This is a genomic window from Jiella endophytica (genome assembly GCF_004519335.1).
In the GTDB taxonomy this organism is placed as follows: domain Bacteria; phylum Pseudomonadota; class Alphaproteobacteria; order Rhizobiales; family Rhizobiaceae; genus Jiella; species Jiella endophytica.
The window spans coordinates 893,036-916,694 of sequence record NZ_SOZD01000001.1 but is presented as its reverse complement, the minus strand read 5'-3'; the positions used below and the strand labels follow the sequence as shown (position 1 = coordinate 916,694).

The following is a 23,659-nucleotide window of genomic DNA, read 5'->3' as shown; positions in this document are numbered from 1 at the left end:
AGGGCTGGTCAAATAATCAGACATCCGCGCCGGATGTCGGCGATGACCCGTGATGGAGAATGTCGCTATGCCCGCGATGATAGGGGTTTTGCGTTGTCGGCGGCAAGGCCGCCTGGGGTTCGTCCCGCAGGGCTGCCAGCTTGTCCGGACCTATTGCTCAACGGCAAGGCAGTCTGATCAATTTGTGTACAATGGTACGGGCGGAACCCGCTGATGCTGCTGCTTCAGCAACTCGTCAATTCCGTCATGCTCGGCAGCGTCTATGTGACCGTTGCCGTCGCATTCACGCTGACCATCGGCATCCTGAACTTCCTCAACTTCACCATCCCGACGCTGTTCATGCTGGCCGGCATGATCGGTTGGGCGCTCGCCGAGCGCGGTCTGCCATTCGGCCTGTCCGGCCCGCTGCCCTGGCCGCTGGCCCTTCTCGTCGCGGTCGCCGTCGCGATCCTCGCCTCGCTCGTCGTCGAGCGCTTCACCTTCCGATATCTCAAGGCCCGCTACGGCGACGCGACCGAGCATGCGATCCCGCTGGTCTCCTCGCTCGGCTTTCTCCTGATCATCGAGAACCTCGTCCGCATCGCCTATGGCACCGATTCCCAGCGCTTTCCGGGTCCCGAGGCCAATCTCACCGTCGAGATCGGCGGGCTCTTCGTGCGGCTGCCGCAAATCGTCAGTCTCGTCGCGGTGCTGGCGATCGTCGCCGCGCTCAGCCTTCTCCTGAAGCGCAGCCGCATCGGCCGCGGCCTTCGGGCGATCGCGGAAAACCCCGATGCCGCCACCATTCTCGGCGTCGACGTCAACCGCATCGTACCGGTGGTCTTCGTCCTCACCGGCCTCCTCTGCGGGCTGGCCGGGGTGCTCTTCGCCATCAACTACGGCGAGGTCTCGCCGGCGATGGGCGACGATGTCGGCACCAAGGCGATCGCCGGCATGGTGGTCGGCGGCCTCGGCTCGATCTGGGGCGCGGTGGCCGGCGGGCTGATCGTCGGCCTCACCGAGACGATGACGATCAACTATTTCGGCGCCGACACCGTCCAGGTCGCCGTGTGGGGCCTGTTGCTGCTGGTCCTGTTCGTCCGTCCGCAGGGGCTTTTCGGCCATAACGCCATCGGCAAGGGGAAGCTCTGATGGGCGGCTACTGGTCGGGCATCCTGTCGATTCTGGCGATCAACGTCATCTTCGCCTATGGCATCTTCCTGCCGGTCGCGACGGGTCAGCTCAACCTCGGCGGCGCCGGCTTCCAGGCGCTCGGCGCCTATGTCGCCGCCTATCTCTCCTACAATTACGACTGGCCGGTCGGCGCGACCCTGCCGCTGGCGATTCTCGTCGCCGGTGTCGTCGGCTTTCTGGTCGCCTTTCCGATCCTCAGGCTGCGCGGCGTCTATCTCGTCCTCGGCACCTTCGCCTTTGCCGAAGTCGTCGCCGGGCTGATCCTCAATTCCGAAACCCTCGGCGGGGCGATGGGGCTGCCGGTGCCGGCCTTCGTCGACTACGGCGTGCCGATCGTCCTCGCCGCCCTCGTGACGCTCTTCGTCTTCTTTCTGATGTCGACGCGCTTCGGCCTCGTCATGCGCGCCGTCCACGACGACGAGGTGGTCTCCGATCTGATGGGCGTCGATATCCGCGGCGTGAAGGTCGCGGCCTTCGCGATCGGCGCGGGGCTCTGCGGTCTGGCCGGCGGGCTCTATGCCCACACCTTCACCTATGTCGAGATCCAGGCCTTCAACGCGCTCGTATCGATCAACGTCCTGCTCTTTGTCCTGCTCGGCGGCACCCAGACCGCCTTCGGGCCGCTCTTCGGCGCCGCCTTCTTCACGCTGTTGCCGGAGGCGCTGCGGATTCTCCTGCCGGACCTCCAGCAGGCGGTCGCAAGCCTGTTTGGGATAAAGGGCGAAGTGCGCGCGCCGGACGATTCCTGGCGCTTCGTCATCCTCGGCCTCGTCACCGTTCTGATGATGGTGTTCCGTCCGGAAGGTCTCGTCACCCGCCCCCTGACCGAGAAGCTGCGGCCGCGCCGCAGGGCACGGCTTGCGGGCGGGGAGGTGGCCGCATGACCGCGCCCATCCTTTCCCTCGACGGTGTCTCCAAGAGCTTCGGCGGGCTCGACGTCATTTCCAATGTCGGCTTCGATGTCGCCGCCGGCGGTCGCACGGCGCTGATCGGCCCGAACGGTGCCGGCAAGACGACGCTGTTCAACCTGATCTTCGGCGTCTATCGCCAGGACAGCGGCGCCATCCGCCTCGAAGGCCGGGACATTTCGACCGTGCCATCGCGACGGCGCATCGGCCTCGGCATGGCCCGCAGCTTCCAGAACATCCGGCTGATGCCGCATCTCTCGGTCATCGAGAACATCATGCTCGGCCAGCAGGCGCGGGCGAACGGCCTTGGCGCCATGCTGACGCCGCTGTCGCTGTTCGGTCGGACGAAATGGCGCGTCGAGGCCGAAGCGCTCCTCGCCAGCATGGGGCTCGGCACCTATCCCTGCGAGGTGGTGGCAACGCTGCCCTATGGCATCCGCAAGAAGATCGAGGTGGTGCGGGCGCTCGCCGCCTCGCCGAAGCTGTTGCTGCTCGACGAGCCGGCCGCCGGCCTCAACCCGTCGGAGACCGCCAATCTCAGGGATTTCCTCGTCGAGATCGCCGATGGCGGCGTCACACTGCTGGTCGTCGAGCACGATATGGGTTTCGTGCGCAGCCTCTGCGATCACGCCGTCGTCCTCAATTTCGGCCGCAAGATCTATGACGGTCCGACGGCAAGGGTGCAGGACGATCCGGACGTCCTCGAGGCTTATCTCGGTCCGCGTCATGCGCCTGCCGCTGCCGGGGAGGGCGCCCATGCTGCTTGAGGCGGAAGGCCTGTCGGTCACCTATGGGCGCACCCGCGCCGTCGCCTCGGTCGACCTTGCGGTCGGCGAGGGCGAAATCGTCACCGTCCTCGGCGCCAACGGTGCCGGCAAGACCTCGCTCCTACGCGCCTTGCAGGGAGCGGTGAAGCCGTCGCGCGGCCGGATCGTGCTCGGCGGGCGTGACGTCACCGCCCAAAGCTCTGCCGCGAGGGTGCGCGGCGGCATGGTGCTGGTTCCCGAAGGCCGGCAGATCTTCGTCTCGATGAGCGTTCACGAAAACCTTCTGATGGGCGCGTATCTGCGCCGTGACGGCTCCGCCGATGCCGACATCGCGGCGATCTACGAGCGCTTTCCCAATCTCGCCCGCCGCCGCGACATGAAGGCCAGCGTCCTGTCCGGCGGCGAGCAGCAGATGCTGGCGATCGGCCGGGCACTCGTCGCAAGACCCCGCCTGGTCATGCTGGACGAGCCGTCCCTCGGCCTCTCGCCGCTCTTCGTCGAGCAGCTGTTTTCCCTGCTGCGCGATCTCAACCGCGACGGCATCGCCATCCTGCTCGTCGAGCAGAACACCACGATGGCCCTCGAGCTTGCCTCCCGCGGCTACGTCTTCGAGCTCGGCGAAGTCGTGCTGGAGGGCTCGTCCGACAGGCTTCTCGGCGACGAGGCGCTGGTGGCCGCCTATCTCGGCGGCGCCGCGCCTTTGCCGCCGCCGAACCATCCCGGCCCGTGACGACGTCGCCGGTCCGCCACCGCTGCTACGGCATCGGCCCGAAAATCGGGACGGATTTTCGGAACGCTCGATGCGGGAGTTCAATGGGTTAGAGCGTTGTTTGTGCGTCCATTCGGACGCACGGCGCTCCAAAAGAGAGGGAATCTGCGCGCCATGACCATGACAACGCTTCGCTCCCGCCTCGCCGTCGGCCTTGCCGCCGCGACGGCGCTTCTCGTCTCGGCCGCGCCGGGCCTGGCCGAGGGGACGATCAAGATCGGCAACATCGTCGCCGCATCCGGGCCGCTGAAGGGGCCGGGCGAGCCGACGGTTGTCGCCGTCGACATCGCCGTCGACGAGATCAATGCCGAGGGCGGCATCGACGGCAAGAAGATCGAGCTGATCCGCTACGACACCGGCTCCGATCCCAAGCAGGCGTCCGTCGCGGCGCGCAAGCTGATCCAGGATGACGGCGTGCTGGCAATCGTCGGGCCGTTCTCTTCCGGCGAGGCGCGGATCGCTCTCAACGACGCCGAACGGCTGAAGACGCTGATGATGCCGACCTCCTCCTCGGCACCGGGGCTGACCGAAGGCAAGAAATACAGCTACCGCCTCACCGAGGACGAGCAGAAGCAGTTCAGCCGGCTGCTCGACACCATCAAGGCGAAGGGCATCGAGGCCAAGAGCGCCGACATCGTCTACATCTCCGACGACGTCGTCTCGAACGTCACCGGCACCAAGGTCTATCCGGCGCTTCTGGAAAAGGCCGGCATCGAGGTGAAGGATTCGATCGCCGTTCAGCTGAAGAGCTTCGACATGTCGGCCCAGGCCGCGAAGATCCTCCAGAACAAGCCGGATTTCGTCGCCATCGCGGCGCTGCCCGACCAGGCCTCGAAGGTCATCAAGGAACTGCGCCGCCAGGGCTTCGAGGGCCAGGTCATCGGCTCGCAGATCTTCGCCGATCCGAATGTCGTCGAGCTGTTCGGCCCGGCGGGTGAGGGGACGCTGGTGGTCGCGAGCTTCTGGAAGGGCCGCACGCGGCAGTCTGAGGCCTTCAACGACAAATTCGTCGCCGAGGCGAAGAAGCGCGGCATCCATAAGCTGGGCGCCCACCACTCCGACGCCCAGGCCTACGACACCGTCTATCTCATCAAGCAGGCGATGGAGAAGGCGGGCGTCACCGGCGATCCGGACAAGCTCGAGGAAGAGCGCCAGGCGATCGTCGATGGGATGGACGGGATCCGCTTCTCCGGCGTCGTCGGCGACGACGTCTGCTTTGCCGGCCACGACGCCGAGCTCCCCGCCTACATCATCCAGATCAAGAACGGCGAGTGGACGAAGTTCGGCGAGGTTCCGGCCGACAAGTGCGAGTGACCGGTTGGCGACAGACCAGCCGCACCTTGCCGATGCGTCATTTGCATCGGCTTGGCTCGCAAAAATCCGGGCGCGTGAAACGCAGTCGCCGACTACGCCGCTGGAGCCCGGCGACACCCATCGCGGTCGTCATCCCGGGCTTGACCCGGGATCCATTCCTCCGAGGGTGAAGTCCCTCTCCGCTAGAGAGAAACGGTTGCGATGGATGCCGAATTGCCCGTCGATCGGCGGTTTGGAATGGATCCCGGCTCGACGGCCGGGATGACGAGGCTTCGGGGTTTAGCCGACTGCCACATTTGGGATCGCGTCAGATGTCGAAACTCACAACCGCCTTCGCACTTCTTGGCGCCGTTCTCGCCTTCGTCGTGCCGATGACCGCGGTCGTCTGGGTGATGGCGGTTCCCCAGCGGCTCGGCCTCCTGATCTATCCCGAACAGGTCGCGGCCTTCATGCTGGGCGCCTCGCTCGCCGCCGTCTACGGCCGCGACATGGCCGGCAAGGGTCCGCTCGTTGCAACCATCGACGCGGTTTTGAGCCTCGCCTCGCTGGTGCTCGGCATCTACGTCTATCTGCGCTTTCCGGTGCTCTCGGAGGGCGCCTTCTATCATCCGACGGAATCCTCGATCCTCGGCGTCGTCGTCTCGGTCCTCGTCCTCGAAGGTCTGCGACGGGTCGTCGGCTGGACGCTGGTGGTCATCACCCTGGCGATGTTCCTCTATGCGCTCTTCGGCGACCTGGTGCCCGGGCCGCTGAGGGGCAGGGGGCTGCCCTTCGGCGACGTGATGATGTTCGTCGGCACCGATTCCTCCGCCACCTGGGGGGCCGCGCTGCAGATCGCCGCCTTCGTCGTCGTCGTCTTCGTGCTCTTCGGCGGCCTGCTTCTGGCCATCGGCGGCGGCGAGTTCTTCACCCAGCTCGCCATGCGCGTCGCCGGCTCGGGGCCCGGCAACACCGCCAAGATCGCCATCGTCGCCTCCGGCCTGTTCGGCTCGATCTCCGGCAGCGCCGTCTCCAACGTCATGTCGACCGGCGTCCTGACCATCCCGATGATGAAGCGCTCGGGCTTTCGCCCCGAGCAGGCCGGCGCCATCGAGGCCGTCGCCTCCACCGGCGGCCAGCTGGCGCCGCCGGTCATGGGCGCCGCAGCCTTCCTGATGGCCGAGATCCTGCAGATCCCCTATCGCGAGATCCTGCTCGCGGCGCTGTTTCCGGCGCTGATCTATTACCTCTCGCTCTATGCCCAGATCGACTTCATCGCCCGGCGCGAGGGGTTCGGCGCCGCCAACTGGCTGGAACGCGACACGCTTGCGGCTGTGTTCACCAAGGGCTGGCCGACCCTCGTCGCCTTTCTGGTGCTGATCGGCCTGATCTTCTTCCGCAATGCCGAGGCCGAGGTCGCGGCGATCTGGGCCCTGCTCGTCCTCGTGGTAATCGCGCTTGCGGCCTGGGCCTTTGGTCGCGGCGGCCCGCAGCTTTCCCCCCGCGAGATCGTCGCGGCGATCGCCCGGGCCGGCGGCCAGACCTGCGACATCCTGCTGATCACCGCCGCCGCCGGCATGATCATCGGCCTTCTCTCGACCACCGGGCTCGGCTTCCAGCTGTCCTTCTTCCTGATCGGCTTCGGCGGCCAGAACCTCTTCGGCCTGCTGCTGATCACGGCGGTCGTCGGCATCGTGCTCGGTCTCGGCCTGCCGACCACCGGCGTCTATCTGCTGCTCGCCTCGATGGCGGCGCCGGCGCTCGTGCAGCTCGGCATTCCGCCGCTCGCCGCCCACATGTTCGTCTTCTATTACGGCATGCTGTCGATGATCACGCCGCCGATCGCGCTCGCCGCCTTCGCCGCCGCCTCGATCGCCGAGGCGCCGCAGCTGAAGACCGGCATCCAGGCCTTCCGCTTCGGCTGGGTCGCCTATCTCCTGCCGTTCCTGTTCATCTACAAGCCGGGCCTGCTGATGGCCGGGCCGTGGTGGGAAAACCTCTATGTCTTCGCCAGCTCGCTGGTGGCGCTGATCCTGGTTGCCGGCGGCATGATCGGCCACGGGCTGACGCCGCTCGGCCTTGCCCAGCGGCTGCTCTTCGTGCTGATCGGGCTGCTGATCATTGCGCCGCTGCGCCAGTTCGGCCCACCGCTCCTGGAATTCGGCGTCTCGGCGGGGGGCATCGCGCTGCTGGTGCTTCACGGGATCGCGGCCCGCGGGGCAACGGCTCGTCCGTCGTCACAGCCCCAAACGGACGCGCCGGGCGCGACCGGAAGATAGCCATCGCGAAGCAGCGGGCGGGAAAGTCTTCATCCACACAGGACCAGCAACAACGATCGCAGACTCCAACGGCTTGGGCGACCGCTCGCAGGCAGACGCCGTGGCCGACGCCTCGACCTCCCCCCTTGCGGGGGAGATGGGTGGCAACCCAGAGGGGGGGCGACGCCGACATGGCCAAAGAGCGCGCAGCGGCGACATCGTCAGGGGTGGACGCGGCTCGCCACCCTCTGCCTCCTGAGCCTGTCGAAGGGCGGCATCTCCCCCTCAAGGGGGGAGATCACGTTGATCGCAACCCGAAGCCGCGACGTCACTCTGCGATGCCGGCTTCCTTGAAGAAGGCGATGGCGCCGGGATGATAGGGAATGTCGGCCTTCTTGCCGATTTGCTTGGGGTCGAAGTCCTTCCAGAGCGGGCCGGTGCTCTTCAGATAGTCGCCGCCCTCATAGATCGCCTTGGCGACCTTGCCGACGGTCGCATCGTCGACATCGGCATTGGCAAACAGCAGATAGTCATAGGCGAGCACCGTCGTCGGCTTGTCGAGTCCGGGCAGCTTGTCGTTGGCAGGCACGTCTTCCAGATAGGCGCCGGGCAAGGATTCCTGCACCTTGGGCAGCGCCTCCGCCGGCACCTTCAGAAACTGGATGTCGCCGACGGAAGCCTCGAGGTCGAAGGTCGGCTCGGAGCCGACCGTGGCGATCGACACGTCGATGCGGCCGTCCTTGAAGGCCTGATACTGCTGCGGAAAATTGGCGATCGGAACGCTGGTCACGTCGTCATAGGTGAGCCCGCCGGCGGCAAGGCAGGCCCGCACGACGAAGTCGCCGAGCGAGTTTTCCGGATAGCGCGGCACCTTGTGGCCCTTGATCGCGGCATAGCTGTCGATGCCGCTCTTCTCCGAGGAAACCAGGGCCGCGAGAAACGGCATCAGCGTCGCCACCAAACGGAGGTTCTTCGCCGGCCGGGTCGACATACCGGTGCCGGTCATCGCGTAATAGGTCTGCGGATAGTTGGCGATCGCGAGCTCCAGCCGGCCGGTGTCGAGCAGCGGGATATATTGCGAGGTGTTTGCGCTGACCTGGGGGATCACCTGAAGGTCCGACTTCGTCGAGATCACCTGGGCGAGCGCGGTGCCGATCTGGCCGGTCGCGCCGCCCTGGGTGGTGCCGAGACCGAGGGTCTGGGCGGCGGCGGGGCCGCTCAGGGCGAAGATCATGCCGGCGACGGCGGCAGAATTGCGCAGCAAGGCGCGTCTGGAGAAGGCGGTCCGTGTCATCGAGGGTCCTTGGGTTCCCGAAAGGCGGCCGGAGGGTCGGCCCGGATGGCGGCGATAGAGCCCGGCGCAGGAAACCACATCGCTTTTGTCATGACAAATTCTATATCGCACTTTGCGACCAGGTGAGGGACAATCCGTCGCCGTGACAGGCTGGGAGCCGACATCTGCGCTTTTTGTGTCGCAGCCGCTATGGCGACGTGATGGCTTGCCGCGGGATGATCGATCGCTCATTGTATGGACAAATTATACCAGCCCGATCGGACCCCACCCATGACTGCGAATCCCGACGACGACGGCCGCGGCGTGCTCGCTGCCGAGGCCTATCTGACGACGCTTTCGAGGGGCGGGGTCGACGCGCTCTACGCCGTCGCCGGCACCGACTTTCCGTCGATCGTCGAGGCCTACGCCGCAGCGCTCGCCGGCGGGGTGGCTTTGCCGAAGCCCTATACTGTGGCGCACGAGAATCTCGCCGTGTCGATGGCCCATGGCGACGCGCTGCGCACCGGGCGTCCGCAGGCGGCGATGGTGCATGTCAGCGTCGGCACCGCCAACATGATCTGCGGCGCCATGAACGCCTCCCGCGACGGGGTGCCGCTCGTCCTGTCGGCCGGCCGCACGCCGCTCACCGAGGACGGGCCCGAAGGCACCCGCAGCCGCTATATCCACTGGGCGCAGGAAATGTTCGACCAGGGCGGCATGATCCGCGAGGCGGTGAAGTGGGACTATGAGCTCCGCGCCGCCGAACAGGTCGAGGATGTCACGAGGCGCGCCCTCGATATCGCCGCGGCGCCGCCGCCGGGGCCGGTCTATCTGTCGCTGCCGCGCGAACTCCTGGCCAGACGGGTTCCAAAGGCGGGGCCGCCGCGCCAACGCAGCCGCGTCTCCGCACCGGCCCCCGATCCCGCCGCGATCGACCGTCTCGCCGCAGCGATCCGCGCGGCGGACTATCCGCTGATCGTCACCTCCAATGCCGGGCGCGAGCCGCGGGCGCTGGCGATCCTCACCGAGCTCTGCGAGGCATGGGCGCTGCCGGTGGCGCAGTTCAACGCCCGTTCGGTCAGCCTGCCCTTCGACCACGAGATGGCGGTCGGCTTCGACACGAGGAACGCCTTCGGCGCGGCCGACCTCGTCCTCTCGATCGCCTGCGACGTTCCCTATGTGCCGAGTGTCACCAGGCCCCGCCCGCAAGGCGCCCTCTGGGAGATCGACCACGACCCGCTCTTCTCGCGCTATCCGCTGCGCAGCTTCCCCGCCGTCGAATCGATCGTCGCCGGCCCGGCGGCTGGGCTTGCGGCGCTCGCCGAAGCGCTCGGCGCGCCAAGCCGTGACGATGCGCCGAGGATCGCGCGGCGGCGTGCCGCGGTCGCCCGCGAACGCCAGAAGCGCGCGTCCGCCGCAGCGCTCGACATGAGCCGGCTGACCGCCGAGACCGCGAGCGTCGTCATCGCCGACCGGATCCCGTCCGAAGCGGCGCTGGTGAACGAATACTCCTTCCGCACCGACTACGCCCATTTCGACCGGCCGGGGCAGTTCTACGGCATCTCGCCAGCAGGCGGCCTCGGGCTCGGCTTCGGAGCCGCCCTCGGCATCGCCGCGGCAGAGACCCGCGAGGGGAGCAACCGGCCGGTCGTCGTGACCCTCGGCGACGGCGCCTACATGTTCAACAATCCCGTCGCCTGCCATTGGGCCTCGGCGGCCCACGGGCTGCCGGTTCTGGCCATCATCTTCAACAACCGGCGCTGGGGCGCCGTGCGCAATTCGACCCTGGCGATGTATCCGCAGGGCGCTGCGGCTGCCGGCAACGGCATGATGCTCGCCGACCTGTCGCCGAGCCCCGACTATGCGGCGATCTGCCGGGCGCATGGCGGCGAGGGAATCACCGTCGCCGACATCGCCGATCTGCCGGCAGCCATCGACCGCGGCCTCGACGCGATCGGCTCGGGCAGGCAGGCCCTGCTCGACCTTGTCCTCGTCGACTGACCGGACGTCTCAGCCGAATTCGCAAGGGCCGGGTCTTTCAGGCGTTGTGCGGGCAGGGCCGCTCGGGCTGGTCTGGAGCAGGGTGGACCTCGCGCCGTGGTGCAGGGTGATTCCGTCGTCCCGCACCCGACCCATGCCTCCGCTCGCCGATCTCAGACGCCTCAATTTCGCGGCGTGCGCGGGGCGGTTTCGGGTGGCTCGGCGGTGTTTCATGATGGTTTCGTGTCAGCACGTGCTGCGCCGCGACGCGTTCGCAAATCCGGCGCTTGACACGGCCCGACCTTCTCCGTAAACGACCGCCACACAAGCCGCTGCGGCGGCGAAGCGCGGGTGTAGCTCAGTCGGTTAGAGTGCCGGCCTGTCACGCCGGAGGTCGCGGGTTCGAGCCCCGTCACTCGCGCCATTTTTCCGTTCGGTCACCAACTCGAATGTCGATGCCTGCAGCATCGGCCCGAAAATCGTCATCGATTTTCGGAAAGCACGATGCTTTGATTCAGTAAATGAGAGCGTCCCTTGTGCGTCCGTTGGGACGCAGGCGCTCTACGACAAAACTGCTCTGAGTCGGCCTTTGCCGCCAGGCCGTTGTCTCGCGTCGGATACATGCCGCTCGGCGGTGCATCGATCTCGACCGCAGTGCGATTCGCGGCAATCGGGCCCGCTGACCGGCGAACCGGTCTCAGGGACGGTTGCCGGCGCAGATCGCGACTGGTCAGATGCCTGAACCCTGCTCTTCGAAGTCGGCTTCGTCGGCGGGGGCGGGAAGGGGCGATCCTGCGCTCTCGGGCGTCGGCTCGGGCCATGGCATCCAGGCGACGAGTTCGTCCTCGTCATAGGTCACGAGCCCGTCCGGCCCCATGTCCGTCGCCATCCAGGCCTTCTCGCCCGATCCCCGCGGCGCCTGGAAACGCACGGTATCGACCTCCGCCGGCCCCTGTTCGCCGCCGCGCACCGTCACCAGGATTCGCTCGCCGTTCCGCCGGGCGTCCGCCATCGGCAGCCAGCCACCCTTTTCCGATCCCGCCATGACCGTTCCTCCCTGATCTCCGCGGTCGAACTTTTTCGCTCGTCCGGTATCCTTGCGGCGATGTGCCGCCCGTGGCAAGGCGCGCCACAAACGCCTGGCGGATACGGGCCGGTGCGCCATGTCGGCCCGAGGCTGCGAGCCTTGCGCCGAGCCCCGGTGCCTTGCAGCAGAGAACGCCTTGCACAGATTCCAAGAAGCGGATAACCCTCGCCGCATTGCGGCAAGACGGCTTTCTTCAAGCCCGCTTTGCCTTGCGGCGCGGACGCCAACGTCCGCAGCAAAGACCGTCACGCTGGATGAAATGGTCCGATGAGCGAACTCCTCGCATCCTACCTGCCGATCGTGATTTTCGTGGGCGTCGCGCTGATCCTCGGCCTGGCGCTTCTCGTTTCGCCCTTCCTGCTCGCCTTCAAGGCGCCGGACGACGAGAAGCTCTCCGCCTATGAGTGCGGCTTCGACGCCTTCGACGATTCGCGCATGAAGTTCGACGTCCGGTTCTATCTGGTCTCGATCCTCTTCATCATCTTCGACCTCGAGGTCGCCTTCCTGTTTCCCTGGGCGGCGAGCTTCGGAACCCTCGGCTGGTTCGGCTTCTGGTCGATGATGGTGTTTCTCGGCGTCCTGACGGTCGGCTTCATCTACGAATGGAAGAAAGGCGCACTGGAATGGGATTGATCATCGGCGACAAGCCCTTCGCATCGCTGGCTCCGGAAGCGGGGACGGGAGCGGCCGCCACTCCCGGCCAGCCCATCGCCCAGAGGCAGGACCCCTTCGTCACCGAAATCAACGAGGAACTCGCCGACAAGGGTTTCCTCGTCACCTCGACCGACGAGCTGATCCAGTGGGCGCGCACCGGCTCGCTCATGTGGATGACCTTCGGCCTCGCCTGCTGCGCGGTCGAGATGATGCAGGTGTCGATGCCGCGCTACGACGTCGAGCGATTCGGTTTTGCGCCGCGCGCCTCGCCGCGCCAGTCCGACGTGATGATCGTCGCCGGCACCCTGACCAACAAGATGGCTCCGGCGCTTCGCAAGGTCTACGACCAGATGCCGGAGCCGCGCTACGTCATCTCCATGGGCTCCTGCGCCAATGGCGGCGGCTACTACCACTATTCCTATGCGGTGGTGCGCGGCTGCGATCGCGTCGTGCCGGTGGACATCTACGTTCCCGGCTGCCCGCCGACCGCCGAGGCGCTGCTCTACGGCATTCTTCTCCTGCAGAAGAAGATCCGCCGCACCGGTACGATCGAACGATAGAAGGCCTGCCATGCGCGATTTCGCAACCAGGGACATGGCCGACTATCTGGCCGAAACGCTCGGCGAGCGGATCGCCTCGAGCGAGCACCGGTTTGGCGAGCTGACCCTCGTCGTCGGCGCCGAGGATATCGTCAAGGTGATGACGGTGCTGCGCGACGATCCGCAGACTCAGTTCGTCAACCTCACCGATCTTTGCGGCGTCGACTATCCGGCCCGCGAGAAGCGCTTCGAGGTCGTCTATCACCTCCTTTCGCCGCGCCAGAACCAGCGCATCCGCGTCAAGGTGCGGACTGCCGAGGACGATCCGGTGCCGTCGATCTCCGACGTCTTTCCGGCCGCCGACTGGTACGAGCGCGAGGCCTATGACTTCTACGGCATCCTGTTCACCGGCCATCCGGACCTGCGCCGCATCCTGACCGACTACGGTTTCGAGGGGCATCCGATGCGCAAGGACTTCCCGCTGACCGGCTTCGTCGAGGTCCATTACGACGAAGAGAAGAAGCAGGTGGTCTACGAGCCGGTCGAGCTTCGCCAGGAATTCCGCAATTTCGACTTCCTGTCGCCGTGGGAGGGCACCGAATACGTGCTGCCGGGCGACGAGAAGGCCAAGCGTCAGTAAGGTTCGGGGAGAGCGCCATGGCGATGAAGCGACTTCAAGCCAAGTGCCTGTGCGGCGGTGTCCGGATCGATGCCGACATCGCCGAGCAGGAGGTCGGCGTCTGTCACTGCGACATTTGCCGCCGCTGGGCGGGCGGGCCGTTCACCGCGGTCGAGGCCTCGGAAAACGTCGTCGTCGCCGGCACCGATCTCCTCGGCATCTACGGATCGTCCGAATGGGGCGAGCGCGGCTTCTGCAACGCCTGCGGATCGACGCTGTTCTGGCGCTCCAAGGACGCCGCCCACTACGCCATCTCGGCGATGGCCTTCGACGATCTCACCGAGGCCGTCCTGACCAAAGAGATTTTCATCGACTCCAAGCCCGACTGGTATTCCTTCGCCGAGCAGACGACGAAGATGACCGGGGCCGAGTTCCTCGCGCAGTTCGCCTCCGGAGAGGACAAGCCGAATGGCTGAGATCGACGTCCGCAACTTCAACATCAATTTCGGGCCGCAACATCCTGCTGCCCATGGCGTTTTGCGGCTCGTTCTCGAGCTGGACGGCGAGATCGTCGAGCGCGTCGATCCGCATATCGGCCTTCTGCATCGCGGCACCGAGAAGCTGATCGAGCACAAGACCTATCTGCAGGCGATTCCCTATTTCGACCGGCTCGACTATGTCGCGCCGATGAATCAGGAACATGCCTTCTGCATGGCGATCGAGCGCCTCGCAGGGGTCGATGTTCCGAAGCGCGGCCAGCTGATCCGCGTGCTCTATTCCGAGATCGGCCGCATCCTCTCGCATCTCCTCAACGTCACCACCCAGGCGATGGACGTCGGCGCGCTGACGCCGCCGCTCTGGGGTTTCGAGGAGCGCGAGAAGCTGATGGTCTTCTACGAGCGCGCCTCGGGCTCGCGCATGCATGCGGCCTATTTCCGGCCGGGCGGCGTCCATCAGGATCTCACCCAGAAGCTCATCGACGACATCGGCGCCTGGTGCGATCCGTTCCTCGAGGTCTGCGACGACATCGAGGGGTTGCTCACCGAGAACCGCATCTTCAAGCAGCGCAATGTCGACATCGGCGTTGTGACGCTGGAGGATGCGTGGGCGATGGGCTTTTCCGGCGTGATGGTGCGCGGCTCCGGCGCCGCCTGGGACCTGCGCAAGTCGCAGCCCTACGAATGCTACGACGAGATGGAATTCGACATTCCGATCGGCAAGAACGGCGACTGCTACGACCGCTACCTGATCCGCATGGTCGAGATGCGCGAAGCCGCCAAGATTATGAAGCAATGCATCGAGAAGCTGTCGAGCCCGGAAGGGCAGGGTCCGGTCTCGGCGACGGAAGGCAAGGTGGTGCCGCCGAAGCGCGGCCAGATGAAGCGCTCGATGGAAGCGCTCATCCATCACTTCAAGCTCTATACCGAAGGCTTCCACCTGCCCGAGGGCGAGGTCTACGCCGCGGTCGAGGCGCCGAAGGGCGAGTTCGGCGTCTATCTCGTCTCCGACGGCACCAACAAGCCGCACCGCTGCAAGATCAAGGCGCCGGGCTTTGCCCATCTGCAGGCGATGGACGTCATCTGCAAGGGCCACATGCTGGCGGACGTCTCGGCGATCCTCGGCACGCTCGACATCGTTTTCGGCGAGGTCGATCGCTGAGTTGGTCGCCGCAACCCTGAAATGCTAGACTGAGGCCATGAACACCCGAGCCCTGCCAACGGCCCCGATGAGCGTCGACGAGTTTCTGGTCTGGTCGCAAGGCCTGCCGGAAGGGGAGCGGTACGAACTGGTCGACGGCAGGATCGAGCGGATGCAGTCCGAGCGGATCATCCATGCCGAGACGAAGGCGCGGGTCTGGCTGGAACTGCGGACTGCGCTGCAGTCCGCTGGCCGTTCCGAGTGTCAGGCCTTCATCGACGGCGTCAGCGTGCGCATCGACGAGACGACACTGCGCGAGCCGGACGCCCTCATCCACTGCGGGCCCTACGACCCCGATTCCATCGTCGCGGAAAACCCCGTCGTCATCGTCGAGGTCGCCTCGCCGCAGAGCCCCGGCGTCAGGAAGTCGCTCGACTACTTCTCGCTGGAATCGGTCCAGCATTACCTGATCGTCCTGCCCGCCGAGGGCCGGGTGCTGCATCACCATCGCTCGGACTCACCGGACGAGATCACCACGCGGATCGTCGGCAGGGACGCCACGATCGACCTTTCGCCTCCCGGCATAACCCTTGCCGTCGAGGCGTTTTTCGCCGGCTGAGCCCTGCCTGACAAGGCATGTCCGCCATTCCGAAGCTGCGGTCATCGGCCACTGGCCTTTTGTCCGTCTTGTGATAGAACGCGCCGCAACATCGCGTGTTGAACCGCTCTAAGATAGAGGTCCGATGTCTGTCAGACGTCTCGCGGAAGCAACCGTCCAACCGGCCGGTTTCGCGTTTACCGAAGAGAACGCCGCTTGGGCTGAAGCGACGATCAAGAAATATCCCGAGGGCCGTCAGCAGTCCGCCGTGATCCCCCTGCTGATGCGTGCGCAGGAGCAGGACGGCTGGGTGACCAAGGCGGCCATCGAGCGTGTCGCCGACATGCTTGACATGCCGCTGATCCGGGTGCTCGAGGTCGCGACGTTCTACACGCAGTTCCAGCTCAATCCCGTCGGCACCAAGGCGCATGTCCAGGTCTGCGGCACGACGCCATGCATGCTGCGCGGCGCCGAAGACCTGAAGGCGGTCTGCCGCAAGAAGATCAATGCCGAGCAGTTCCACCGCAACGAGTCGGGAACGCTCTCCTGGGAAGAGGTCGAGTGCCTCGGCGCCTGCGTCAACGCGCCGATGGTGATGATCTTCTCCGACACCTACGAGGATCTGACGCCGGAGCGGCTGGAGGAGATCATCGATCTCTTCGATGCCGGCCGCGGCGAAGAGGTGCGGCCCGGTCCGCAGAACGGCCGGCATCAGTCGGTGCCGATCGGCGGCCTGACCTCGCTCACCGGCGACTATGACGACATCGTCACGGAGCAGGATCGCTCGTCCGGCCACGGGCCGGCGAACGGCGCCTCCTATCAGGGCATCGGTGCCGGAAAGACCGCCTCGACGCCGCCCTCGAAGGCCGGCCGTCCCGACACCGAGGCTGCCGAAAGCGATCCGTCGCTGGTTTCTCCGGGCAAGGCGGCCGACGGCAATGCCGATCAGTCGCAGGAAAAGGACGAGAGCGCACAGCTGACCGCCGAGGGCCATCGCCCCGGCTCCGGCCAGGAGGGCGGTTCGCGCCAGGGCTCGACCGACGCCGAGGTCGGCAACGTGCCGGACAAGGTCGATACGAAGACCGGCGGCGATTTCCGCAAGGCCGAAGCGGCGGCCGAGGATGCGGTGATCCCGGACGACCGCCAGCTCGACGACGGCACCGGCGGTCAACCGTCCCGACTGGCGAATGACGAGGCGGTCGGCGAGGTTCTCGCCAACCGCCAGGGCAACGATCCTGTCGAGGGCAATCGCACTGCGACGTCGGACACCCGGCCAGGACCTGCCCATGGCGATCACTTCGAGAGCAGTGCCGAGGAGACGCCCCTCGAGAGCCGGCCCGGTGACAAGCCCTCCGACCTTCTTGCCGCGCCGCAGGGCGACAAGGACGATCTGAAGCGGATCCGCGGCATCGGCCCGGTGATCGAGGGCAAGCTCAACGATCTCGGCGTCTTCCATTTCTGGCAGATCGCCAAGTGGCGCGAGACCGAGCTGATCTGGATCGACGACTTCCTGAATTTCCGCGGCCGTGCGGTGCGCGAGAAGTGGATCGAGCAGGCCGGCGAACTCCAGGCAGGCAGAGCGGTCGGCGAAGGTGAGGGAGAGGCGTGATGCTCCAGGACAAGGACCGGATCTTCACCAACATCTATGGCCTTCGCGACAAGAGTCTGAAAGCGGCGCTGAAGCGTGGCCATTTCGACGGCACCGCCGACATCATCGGCAAGGGCCGCGACTGGATCATCAACGAGATGAAGGCCTCGGGCCTGAGGGGTCGCGGCGGTGCGGGCTTCCCGACCGGTCTCAAATGGTCGTTCATGCCGAAGGAAGTCGGCGAGCGGCCGCATTTCCTCGTCATCAATGCCGACGAATCCGAACCCGGGACCTGCAAGGACCGGGAGATCATGCGCAACGACCCGTTCACGCTGATCGAAGGCTGCATCATCGCCGGTTTCTCGATGCTGGCGCATACCTGCTATATCTATGTCCGCGGCGAGTATGTCCGGGAACGCCAGGCGCTGCAGCGGGCGATCGACGAGTGCTACGAGCAGGGCTATCTCGGCGCGGGCAACAAATGCGGCTGGGACTACGACATCATCGTCCATCACGGTGCCGGCGCCTATATCTGCGGCGAGGAAACGGCACTCCTTGAAAGCCTGGAAGGCAAGAAGGGCCAGCCGCGGCTGAAGCCGCCGTTCCCGGCGAATGTCGGCCTCTATGGCTGCCCAACGACGGTCAACAACGTCGAGTCGATCGCCGTCGCTCCGACGATCCTGCGCCGCGGCGGCTCCTGGTTCGCCGGCATCGGCCGCCAGAACAACACCGGCACCAAGCTTTTCTGCGTCTCCGGCCATGTCGAGCAGCCCTGCACCGTCGAAGAGGCGATGGGCATCTCCTTCCGCGAGCTGATCGAGAAGCATTGCGGCGGCATCCGCGGCGGCTGGGACAATCTTCTCGCCGTCATCCCGGGCGGCTCCTCGGTGCCGCTGGTGCCGGGCGCCGACATCGTCGACGCGCCGATGGACTTCGATGGCCTGCGGGACATCAAGACCTCGCTCGGCACCGCGGCCGTCATCGTCATGGACAAGTCCACCGACATCGTGAAGGCGATCTCCCGCATCTCCTATTTCTACAAGCACGAGAGCTGCGGTCAGTGCACGCCCTGCCGCGAGGGCACCGGCTGGATGTGGCGCGTGATGGAGCGGATGGCCACCGGCCATGCCCAGAAGCGCGAGATCGACATGCTGCTCGACGTGACCAAGCAGGTCGAGGGCCACACGATCTGCGCCCTCGGCGACGCGGCGGCCTGGCCGATCCAGGGTCTGGTGCGGCATTTCCGCGCCGAGATCGAGCGCCGCATCGACGAATATTCGCACAACGCCCACGAGGTGCGGCCGGTGCTCGAGGCGGCGGAGTAAGGACTGTCACGATGGCGGACGAGCCGGACAATCTGGTGCTGCAGCTTTTGCGGGAGATCCGCGCGGACGTCGTCGATGTCAAGGCGACGCTGCAGAAGCACGGTGAACGGCTCGATCACATCGACCAGCGGCTCGAAGAGGTGCACGAGACGCTCTACACGGTTGCCGGTGCCGCCGTGCACGCAAATGTCCGCCACGACACGGTGGCGGAGCGGTTGAAGACGCTGGAAGAGCGCGTCTCCCGCCTGGAAGAGAAGGCTTGACGATGACGAAGCTGAAAGTCGATGGCAACGAGATCGAGGTCCCGGACCACTACACGCTGCTGCAGGCGGCGGAGGAGGCCGGTGCCGAGATTCCACGCTTCTGCTTCCACGAGCGTCTGTCGATCGCCGGCAACTGCCGCATGTGCCTGATCGAGGTGAAGGGCGGACCGCCGAAGCCCGCCGCCTCCTGCGCCATGGGCGTCCGGGATCTGCGTCCGGGGCCGGAAGGCCAGCTGCCGGAGATCTTCACCAACACGCCGATGGTGAAGAAGGCCCGCGAGGGCGTGATGGAGTTCCTGCTGATCAACCATCCGCTCGACTGCCCGATCTGCGATCAGGGCGGCGAGTGCGACCTGCAGGACCAGGCGATGGCCTATGGCGTCGACTCCTCGCGCTACAAGGAGAACAAGCGCGCCGTCGAGGACAAGTATATCGGCCCGCTGGTGAAGACGATCATGACGCGCTGCATCCACTGCACGCGCTGCGTCCGCTTCACCACCGAGGTCGCCGGCATCTCCGAGCTCGGCCTGGTCGGCCGCGGCGAGGACGCCGAGATCACTACCTTCCTCGAGCAGGCGATGACCTCCGAGCTGCAGGGCAACGTCATCGATCTCTGCCCGGTCGGCGCGCTGACGTCGCGGCCCTACGCCTTCCAGGCTCGGCCCTGGGAGCTGACCAAGACCCAGTCGATCGACGTGATGGACGCCGTCGGCTCGGCGATCCGCGTCGACACCCGCGGACGCGAGGTGCTGCGCATCCTGCCGCGGGTCAACGAGGCGGTGAACGAGGAGTGGATCTCCGACAAGACCCGCTTCGTCTGGGATGGTCTGCGCACCCAGCGCCTCGATCGTCCATATGTTCGCCGCGACGGCAAGCTGCAGCCGGCGAGCTGGCAGGAGGCCTTCGGCGCGATCAAGGCCAAGGTCGACGCGACGGCGCCCGAAAGGATCGGCGCGGTTGCCGGCGATCTCGTCGCGGTCGAGGAGATGTGGGCGCTGAAGCAGCTGATGGCCGGGCTCGGCTCGACCTCGCTCGATTGCCGTCAGGACGGCGCCATGCTCGACCCCGCCGCGGGCCGCAGCAGCTACCTCTTCAATACCACCATTGCCGGGATCGAGGAGGCCGATGCGCTGCTCATCATCGGTGCCAATCCGCGCTTCGAGGCGGCGGTGCTCAATGCCCGCATCCGTAAACGCTGGCGGATGGGCGGCTTCCCGATCGGGGTGATCGGCGAAAACGCCAACCTGCGCTACGACTACACCTATCTCGGCGCCGGCACCGACACGCTCACCGACGTCGCAAGGGCGAGCCAGGGCTTCTTCGACGCTCTGAATAACGCGGCCCGGCCGATGATCATCGTCGGCTCCGGTGCGCTCGCCGGCGACAACGGCCCCGGCGTCCTGTCGGCCGCCGCGGCGCTCGCCCGCGAGATCGGCGCCTTCGCCGAGGGCTGGAACGGTTTCAACGTCCTCCACACCGCTGCGTCCCGCGTCGGCGGTCTCGACATCGGCTTCACGCCGGGGACGAGCGGCAAGACCTTCGGCGAAATGGCCGCGGGCGGTGTCGACCTCCTGTTCAATCTCGGTGCCGACGAGGTGGAGATCGCGCCGGGCGCCTTCGTCGTCTATGTCGGCACCCATGGCGATCGCGGCGCTCACCGCGCCGACGTCATCCTGCCGGGTGCGGCCTACACCGAGAAGGACGGCACCTTCGTCAATCTCGAGGGCAGGGCGCAGGTCGCCTCGCGCGCCGCCTTCCCTCCAGGCGACGCCCGCGAGGACTGGGCGATCGTGCGGGCACTGTCGGCGGTTCTCGGCAAGACGCTGCCCTTCGACTCGCTTGCCGCACTGCGGCGCGATCTGTATCAGTCGCACCCGTGGATGCGGACCGACCGCATCGAGCCTGCCGCCCATGACGACATCCTGCGGCTGGCCGAGCGGGCCGGCTCCCTCGGCGATCTGCGTCTCGGCTCGAAGCTCGGCGACTTCTACCTGACCAACCCGATCGCCCGGGCGTCCAAGGTGATGGCGGAGTGCTCGCGCCTCGCCAGTGCCGACAAACTCGAAGCAGCGGAATAGGGACCGGCAACCGTGACGGACTTCTTCTCCACCTATGTCTGGCCGGCGCTGATCATTCTCGGCCAGAGCGTCCTGTTCCTGGTCGTTCTCCTCGTCCTGATCGCCTACATCCTGCTCGCCGACCGCAAGATCTGGGCGGCCGTGCAGCTGCGTCGCGGCCCGAATGTCGTCGGTCCCTGGGGGCTGTTCCAGTCCTTTGCCGATCTTCTGAAGTTCGTCCTGAAGGAGCCGGTCGTTCCGGCGAGTTCCGACAAAATCGTCTTCCTGCTGGCGCCGCTGATCGCCGTGACGCTGGCGCTCGCGACCTTCGCGGTGATCCCGGTCGCCAACGGCTGGGTGATCGCCGACATCAATATCGGCGTCCTCTATGTCTTCGCGATCTCCTCGCTCGAGGTCTACGGCGTCATCATGGGCGGCTGGGCGTCGAATTCGAAATACGCCTTTCTCGGCGCGCTCCGCTCGGCGGCGCAGATGGTGTCCTACGAGGTGTCGATCGGCTTCGTCATCGTCACCGTGCTGCTCTGCGTCGGCTCGCTCAACCTCACCGACATCGTGATCTCGCAGTCGGCGGGGCTCGGCACGATGATCGGCTTGCCGAACAGCTTCCTCGACTGGCACTGGCTGAGCCTCTTCCCGATGTTCATCGTGTTCTTCATCTCGGCGCTCGCCGAGACGAACCGGCCGCCCTTCGACCTGCCGGAAGCCGAGTCCGAACTCGTCGCCGGCTTCATGGTCGAATATGGCTCGACCCCGTACATGATGTTCATGCTCGGCGAATATGCGGCCATCACGCTGATGTGCTGCCTGACGACGATCCTCTTCCTCGGCGGCTGGCTGCCTCCCTTCGACTTCGTGCCCTTCACCTGGGTGCCGGGCGTCATCTGGTTCGTCCTGAAGGCCGGCCTCGTCTTCTTCATGTTCGCGATGGTGAAGGCCTTCGTGCCCCGCTACCGCTACGACCAGCTCATGCGCCTCGGCTGGAAGGTCTTCCTGCCGCTGTCGCTGGCGATGGTCGTGATCGTCGCCTTCGTCCTGCAGATCTCCGGATGGGGCGCGCCGGGCGCATGACGATCGATCCGGGTCTCCTCGGCGGTCTCGTCGGCCTTGCCATCGGCGTCTTGGACTTTTTCCTCATCGGCTACGTCATGGAGCAGATGCGGAAGGAGCGGCCGTCGGAACGGCTCGGCGCGATGGCGGCGCTGAACGTCGCCCGGATCTCGCAACTGATTCTTTTTCCGGTGATGGGCTGGTTCGTCGGCCAGACCATCGCCTCCTGAGACGACAAGGGGAGGGCAGAGCCCATGTCCCAGATTGCCCAGACCGTTCGCTCGCTGTTCCTTGTCGAGTTCGTCAAGGCGCTCGGCCTGTCGATGCGCTACTTCTTCAAGCCGAAGGCGACGGTGAACTATCCCTTCGAAAAGGGTCCGGTGTCGCCGCGCTTCCGCGGCGAGCACGCGCTGCGCCGCTATCCCAACGGCCAGGAGCGCTGCATCGCCTGCAAGCTCTGCGAGGCGATCTGCCCGGCCCAGGCGATCACCATCGAGGCCGGCCCGCGCCGCAACGACGGGACGCGCCGGACGATCCGTTACGACATCGACATGGTGAAGTGCATCTATTGCGGCTTCTGCCAGGAGGCCTGCCCGGTCGATGCCATTGTCGAGGGGCCGAATTTCGAGTTCGCCACGGAAACCCGTGAGGAACTCTACTACGACAAGGCCAAGCTGCTCGCGAACGGCGACCGCTGGGAGCGCGAGCTGGCCCGCAACATTGCGCTCGACGCGCCCTACCGCTAATCGGGCGGGCGTCGCGTCAGCCAAGGCCGCGCCGCGAGTCGGCCGGTAACGAACGAACGATGCGGCCTCGTCGCCGCTGACCGGAACACGAGGGGAGCCCGAGAATGCTCGGCCTTCAGGCACTGTTTTTCTATATCTTTGCGTTCATCGCGGTCGGCGGGGCGCTGATGGTCGTGCTGGCCCGCAACCCGGTCCACTCGGTGCTGTTCCTGATCCTCACCTTCGTGGCGGCGGCGGGCCTGTTCCTCCTCGCGGGAGCCGAGTTCCTGGCGCTGATCCTGATCGTCGTCTATGTCGGCGCCGTCGCGATCCTCTTCCTCTTCGTCGTCATGATGCTCGATCTCGATTTCGGCCAGATGAAGAAGGGAGCGCTGAAATACGCGCCCTTCGGCCTGATCATCGGTCTCGTGCTGCTCGCCGAGCTGATCATCGCCGGCACCGGCAGCGCCTATCATCCCGAGCTCGCCAAGGCGACGGCGCTGCCGATGCAGCCGCTCTACGAGATGTCCAACATCCGGGCGCTCGGCAGCGTGCTCTACACCCGCTACATCCTGTTCTTCCAGCTGGCGGGCCTGATCCTCTTCGTCGCCATGGTCGGCGCCATCGTTCTGACGCTGCGCCACAAGCAGGGGCTGAAGCGCCAGTCCATCCCCGCCCAGGTGGCGAGAAACCCCGCCACCGCCATCGAGATCCGCAAGGTCGAGAGCGGCCGAGGCATCTGAGCGACAAGGAACCGGAAACCATGGAAATCGGTCTCGGCCATTACCTGACTGTCGCCGCGATCCTCTTCGTCACGGGGGTCTTCGGCATCTTTATGAACCGCAAGAACATCATCACCATCCTGATGTCGGTGGAGCTGATCCTCCTTGCGGTGAACATCAACATGGTGGCCTTCTCGGCCTTCCTCGGCGATCTCGTCGGCCAGGTCTTCGCGCTGTTCATCCTGACGGTCGCTGCCGCCGAGGCCGCCATTGGCTTGGCGATCCTGGTCGTCTTCTTCCGCAATCGCGGCTCGATCGCCGTCGACGACGTCAACACGATGAAAGGCTGATCGCG

24 protein-coding genes and 1 tRNA gene are annotated in these 23,659 nt (G+C 66.0%); 23 read left to right on the top strand and 2 right to left on the bottom strand.

What is annotated here, in order from left to right; all coding sequences use genetic code 11:
- Positions 1-213 precede the first annotated feature (213 nt).
- The 6 genes from E3C22_RS04305 (at position 214) to E3C22_RS04280 (ending at position 7,189) form a co-directional block, all read left to right on the top strand.
- Positions 214-1,131, top strand: coding sequence for a branched-chain amino acid ABC transporter permease (locus E3C22_RS04305; protein ID WP_134760526.1), 918 nt, complete (start codon positions 214-216; stop codon positions 1,129-1,131).
- Positions 1,131-2,057, top strand: a complete 927-nt coding sequence (locus E3C22_RS04300) for a branched-chain amino acid ABC transporter permease (protein ID WP_134760524.1) — start codon at positions 1,131-1,133, stop codon at positions 2,055-2,057. The genes E3C22_RS04305 and E3C22_RS04300 overlap by 1 nt, the downstream gene beginning before the upstream one ends.
- Complete coding sequence (locus tag E3C22_RS04295; RefSeq protein WP_134760522.1) at positions 2,054-2,848, top strand: ABC transporter ATP-binding protein; 795 nt, start codon at positions 2,054-2,056, stop codon at positions 2,846-2,848. Before E3C22_RS04300 ends, E3C22_RS04295 begins: the two co-directional genes overlap by 4 nt.
- Positions 2,838-3,578: an ABC transporter ATP-binding protein gene (locus E3C22_RS04290; protein ID WP_134760521.1), complete on the top strand. Its 741-nt coding sequence runs from the start codon at positions 2,838-2,840 to the stop codon at positions 3,576-3,578. Before E3C22_RS04295 ends, E3C22_RS04290 begins: the two co-directional genes overlap by 11 nt.
- Positions 3,579-3,731: 153 nt before the next feature.
- Complete coding sequence (locus E3C22_RS04285; protein WP_134760519.1) at positions 3,732-4,931, top strand: ABC transporter substrate-binding protein; 1,200 nt, start codon at positions 3,732-3,734, stop codon at positions 4,929-4,931.
- 311 nt (positions 4,932-5,242) lie between these two features.
- On the top strand, positions 5,243-7,189 hold the full coding sequence (locus E3C22_RS04280; RefSeq protein ID WP_134760517.1) for a TRAP transporter permease: 1,947 nt from the start codon (positions 5,243-5,245) through the stop codon (positions 7,187-7,189).
- Between the two features lie 307 nt (positions 7,190-7,496).
- On the opposite strand, the gene E3C22_RS04275 is transcribed toward E3C22_RS04280, so the two are convergent.
- The gene (locus E3C22_RS04275) at positions 7,497-8,462 is read right to left on the bottom strand and encodes a TAXI family TRAP transporter solute-binding subunit (RefSeq protein ID WP_167591625.1); all 966 of its coding nucleotides are present in this window, start codon (positions 8,460-8,462) and stop codon (positions 7,497-7,499) included.
- A 270-nt stretch (positions 8,463-8,732) separates the two neighbouring features.
- On the opposite strand from E3C22_RS04275, the gene E3C22_RS04270 reads away from it, so the two are divergent.
- Entirely contained in the window at positions 8,733-10,442 is a 1,710-nt protein-coding gene (locus E3C22_RS04270) for a thiamine pyrophosphate-requiring protein (protein ID WP_167591624.1), read from the top strand.
- Positions 10,443-10,768: 326 nt separating this feature from the next.
- Positions 10,769-10,845: transfer RNA gene (locus tag E3C22_RS04265), tRNA-Asp, on the top strand.
- A 306-nt stretch (positions 10,846-11,151) separates the two neighbouring features.
- Here the strand turns inward: E3C22_RS04265 and E3C22_RS04260 are convergent.
- Complete coding sequence (locus E3C22_RS04260) at positions 11,152-11,466, bottom strand: hypothetical protein (RefSeq protein ID WP_134760511.1); 315 nt, start codon at positions 11,464-11,466, stop codon at positions 11,152-11,154.
- A gap of 309 nt (positions 11,467-11,775) precedes the next feature.
- Between E3C22_RS04260 and E3C22_RS04255 the strand changes: the two genes are divergently transcribed.
- From E3C22_RS04255 to nuoK, 15 genes are all read left to right on the top strand, one after another.
- Positions 11,776-12,141, top strand: coding sequence for an NADH-quinone oxidoreductase subunit A (locus tag E3C22_RS04255; RefSeq protein ID WP_134760509.1), 366 nt, complete (start codon positions 11,776-11,778; stop codon positions 12,139-12,141).
- Positions 12,132-12,722 (top strand): NuoB/complex I 20 kDa subunit family protein, encoded by a 591-nt coding sequence (locus E3C22_RS04250; RefSeq protein WP_245514756.1) that lies wholly within the window; start codon positions 12,132-12,134, stop codon positions 12,720-12,722. Before E3C22_RS04255 ends, E3C22_RS04250 begins: the two co-directional genes overlap by 10 nt.
- Positions 12,723-12,732: 10 nt before the next feature.
- Positions 12,733-13,341, top strand: coding sequence for an NADH-quinone oxidoreductase subunit C (locus E3C22_RS04245; protein ID WP_134760505.1), 609 nt, complete (start codon positions 12,733-12,735; stop codon positions 13,339-13,341).
- A 23-nt stretch (positions 13,342-13,364) separates the two neighbouring features.
- On the top strand, positions 13,365-13,796 hold the full coding sequence (locus E3C22_RS04240; protein WP_245514755.1) for a GFA family protein: 432 nt from the start codon (positions 13,365-13,367) through the stop codon (positions 13,794-13,796).
- The gene (locus tag E3C22_RS04235) at positions 13,789-14,979 is read left to right on the top strand and encodes an NADH-quinone oxidoreductase subunit D (RefSeq protein ID WP_134760501.1); all 1,191 of its coding nucleotides are present in this window, start codon (positions 13,789-13,791) and stop codon (positions 14,977-14,979) included. The genes E3C22_RS04240 and E3C22_RS04235 overlap by 8 nt, the downstream gene beginning before the upstream one ends.
- A 37-nt stretch (positions 14,980-15,016) precedes the next feature.
- Positions 15,017-15,577 (top strand): Uma2 family endonuclease, encoded by a 561-nt coding sequence (locus E3C22_RS04230; protein WP_245514754.1) that lies wholly within the window; start codon positions 15,017-15,019, stop codon positions 15,575-15,577.
- 124 nt (positions 15,578-15,701) lie between these two features.
- Positions 15,702-17,165, top strand: a complete 1,464-nt coding sequence (gene nuoE, locus E3C22_RS04225; RefSeq protein WP_134760497.1) for an NADH-quinone oxidoreductase subunit NuoE — start codon at positions 15,702-15,704, stop codon at positions 17,163-17,165.
- Complete coding sequence (nuoF, locus tag E3C22_RS04220) at positions 17,165-18,469, top strand: NADH-quinone oxidoreductase subunit NuoF (RefSeq protein WP_134760495.1); 1,305 nt, start codon at positions 17,165-17,167, stop codon at positions 18,467-18,469. Before nuoE ends, nuoF begins: the two co-directional genes overlap by 1 nt.
- 11 nt (positions 18,470-18,480) lie before the next feature.
- Positions 18,481-18,732 (top strand): hypothetical protein, encoded by a 252-nt coding sequence (locus tag E3C22_RS04215; RefSeq protein WP_134760493.1) that lies wholly within the window; start codon positions 18,481-18,483, stop codon positions 18,730-18,732.
- Between the two features lie 2 nt (positions 18,733-18,734).
- Positions 18,735-20,810, top strand: a complete 2,076-nt coding sequence (gene nuoG / locus E3C22_RS04210; protein WP_134760491.1) for an NADH-quinone oxidoreductase subunit NuoG — start codon at positions 18,735-18,737, stop codon at positions 20,808-20,810.
- A 12-nt stretch (positions 20,811-20,822) separates the two neighbouring features.
- Entirely contained in the window at positions 20,823-21,878 is a 1,056-nt protein-coding gene (nuoH, locus tag E3C22_RS04205; RefSeq protein ID WP_134760489.1) for an NADH-quinone oxidoreductase subunit NuoH, read from the top strand.
- Positions 21,875-22,087, top strand: a complete 213-nt coding sequence (locus E3C22_RS04200) for a hypothetical protein (protein ID WP_134760487.1) — start codon at positions 21,875-21,877, stop codon at positions 22,085-22,087. The genes nuoH and E3C22_RS04200 overlap by 4 nt, the downstream gene beginning before the upstream one ends.
- Before the next feature lie 24 nt (positions 22,088-22,111).
- Entirely contained in the window at positions 22,112-22,603 is a 492-nt protein-coding gene (gene nuoI, locus E3C22_RS04195) for an NADH-quinone oxidoreductase subunit NuoI (protein ID WP_134760485.1), read from the top strand.
- 104 nt (positions 22,604-22,707) lie between these two features.
- The gene (locus E3C22_RS04190) at positions 22,708-23,325 is read left to right on the top strand and encodes an NADH-quinone oxidoreductase subunit J (RefSeq protein ID WP_134760483.1); all 618 of its coding nucleotides are present in this window, start codon (positions 22,708-22,710) and stop codon (positions 23,323-23,325) included.
- Positions 23,326-23,345: 20 nt separating this feature from the next.
- Positions 23,346-23,654: an NADH-quinone oxidoreductase subunit NuoK gene (gene nuoK, locus E3C22_RS04185; protein WP_134760481.1), complete on the top strand. Its 309-nt coding sequence runs from the start codon at positions 23,346-23,348 to the stop codon at positions 23,652-23,654.
- The last annotated feature ends 5 nt before the right edge of the window (positions 23,655-23,659 follow it).

Excerpts from the sequence above, each read along its gene's own strand:
- E3C22_RS04305 (WP_134760526.1), top strand. The coding sequence starts at position 214 with ATGCTGCTGCTTCAGCAACTCGTCAATTCCGTCATGCTCGGCAGCGTC.
- E3C22_RS04300 (WP_134760524.1), top strand. The coding sequence starts at position 1,131 with ATGGGCGGCTACTGGTCGGGCATCCTGTCGATTCTGGCGATCAACGTC.
- E3C22_RS04295 (WP_134760522.1), top strand. The coding sequence starts at position 2,054 with ATGACCGCGCCCATCCTTTCCCTCGACGGTGTCTCCAAGAGCTTCGGC.
- E3C22_RS04290 (WP_134760521.1), top strand. The coding sequence starts at position 2,838 with ATGCTGCTTGAGGCGGAAGGCCTGTCGGTCACCTATGGGCGCACCCGC.
- E3C22_RS04285 (WP_134760519.1), top strand. The coding sequence starts at position 3,732 with ATGACCATGACAACGCTTCGCTCCCGCCTCGCCGTCGGCCTTGCCGCC.
- E3C22_RS04280 (WP_134760517.1), top strand. The coding sequence starts at position 5,243 with ATGTCGAAACTCACAACCGCCTTCGCACTTCTTGGCGCCGTTCTCGCC.
- E3C22_RS04275 (WP_167591625.1), bottom strand. The coding sequence starts at position 8,462 with ATGACACGGACCGCCTTCTCCAGACGCGCCTTGCTGCGCAATTCTGCC.
- E3C22_RS04270 (WP_167591624.1), top strand. The coding sequence starts at position 8,733 with ATGACTGCGAATCCCGACGACGACGGCCGCGGCGTGCTCGCTGCCGAG.
- E3C22_RS04260 (WP_134760511.1), bottom strand. The coding sequence starts at position 11,466 with ATGGCGGGATCGGAAAAGGGTGGCTGGCTGCCGATGGCGGACGCCCGG.
- E3C22_RS04255 (WP_134760509.1), top strand. The coding sequence starts at position 11,776 with ATGAGCGAACTCCTCGCATCCTACCTGCCGATCGTGATTTTCGTGGGC.
- E3C22_RS04250 (WP_245514756.1), top strand. The coding sequence starts at position 12,132 with ATGGGATTGATCATCGGCGACAAGCCCTTCGCATCGCTGGCTCCGGAA.
- E3C22_RS04245 (WP_134760505.1), top strand. The coding sequence starts at position 12,733 with ATGCGCGATTTCGCAACCAGGGACATGGCCGACTATCTGGCCGAAACG.
- E3C22_RS04240 (WP_245514755.1), top strand. The coding sequence starts at position 13,365 with ATGAAGCGACTTCAAGCCAAGTGCCTGTGCGGCGGTGTCCGGATCGAT.
- E3C22_RS04235 (WP_134760501.1), top strand. The coding sequence starts at position 13,789 with ATGGCTGAGATCGACGTCCGCAACTTCAACATCAATTTCGGGCCGCAA.
- E3C22_RS04230 (WP_245514754.1), top strand. The coding sequence starts at position 15,017 with ATGAACACCCGAGCCCTGCCAACGGCCCCGATGAGCGTCGACGAGTTT.
- nuoE (WP_134760497.1), top strand. The coding sequence starts at position 15,702 with ATGTCTGTCAGACGTCTCGCGGAAGCAACCGTCCAACCGGCCGGTTTC.
- nuoF (WP_134760495.1), top strand. The coding sequence starts at position 17,165 with ATGCTCCAGGACAAGGACCGGATCTTCACCAACATCTATGGCCTTCGC.
- E3C22_RS04215 (WP_134760493.1), top strand. The coding sequence starts at position 18,481 with ATGGCGGACGAGCCGGACAATCTGGTGCTGCAGCTTTTGCGGGAGATC.
- nuoG (WP_134760491.1), top strand. The coding sequence starts at position 18,735 with ATGACGAAGCTGAAAGTCGATGGCAACGAGATCGAGGTCCCGGACCAC.
- E3C22_RS04200 (WP_134760487.1), top strand. The coding sequence starts at position 21,875 with ATGACGATCGATCCGGGTCTCCTCGGCGGTCTCGTCGGCCTTGCCATC.
- nuoI (WP_134760485.1), top strand. The coding sequence starts at position 22,112 with ATGTCCCAGATTGCCCAGACCGTTCGCTCGCTGTTCCTTGTCGAGTTC.
- E3C22_RS04190 (WP_134760483.1), top strand. The coding sequence starts at position 22,708 with ATGCTCGGCCTTCAGGCACTGTTTTTCTATATCTTTGCGTTCATCGCG.
- nuoK (WP_134760481.1), top strand. The coding sequence starts at position 23,346 with ATGGAAATCGGTCTCGGCCATTACCTGACTGTCGCCGCGATCCTCTTC.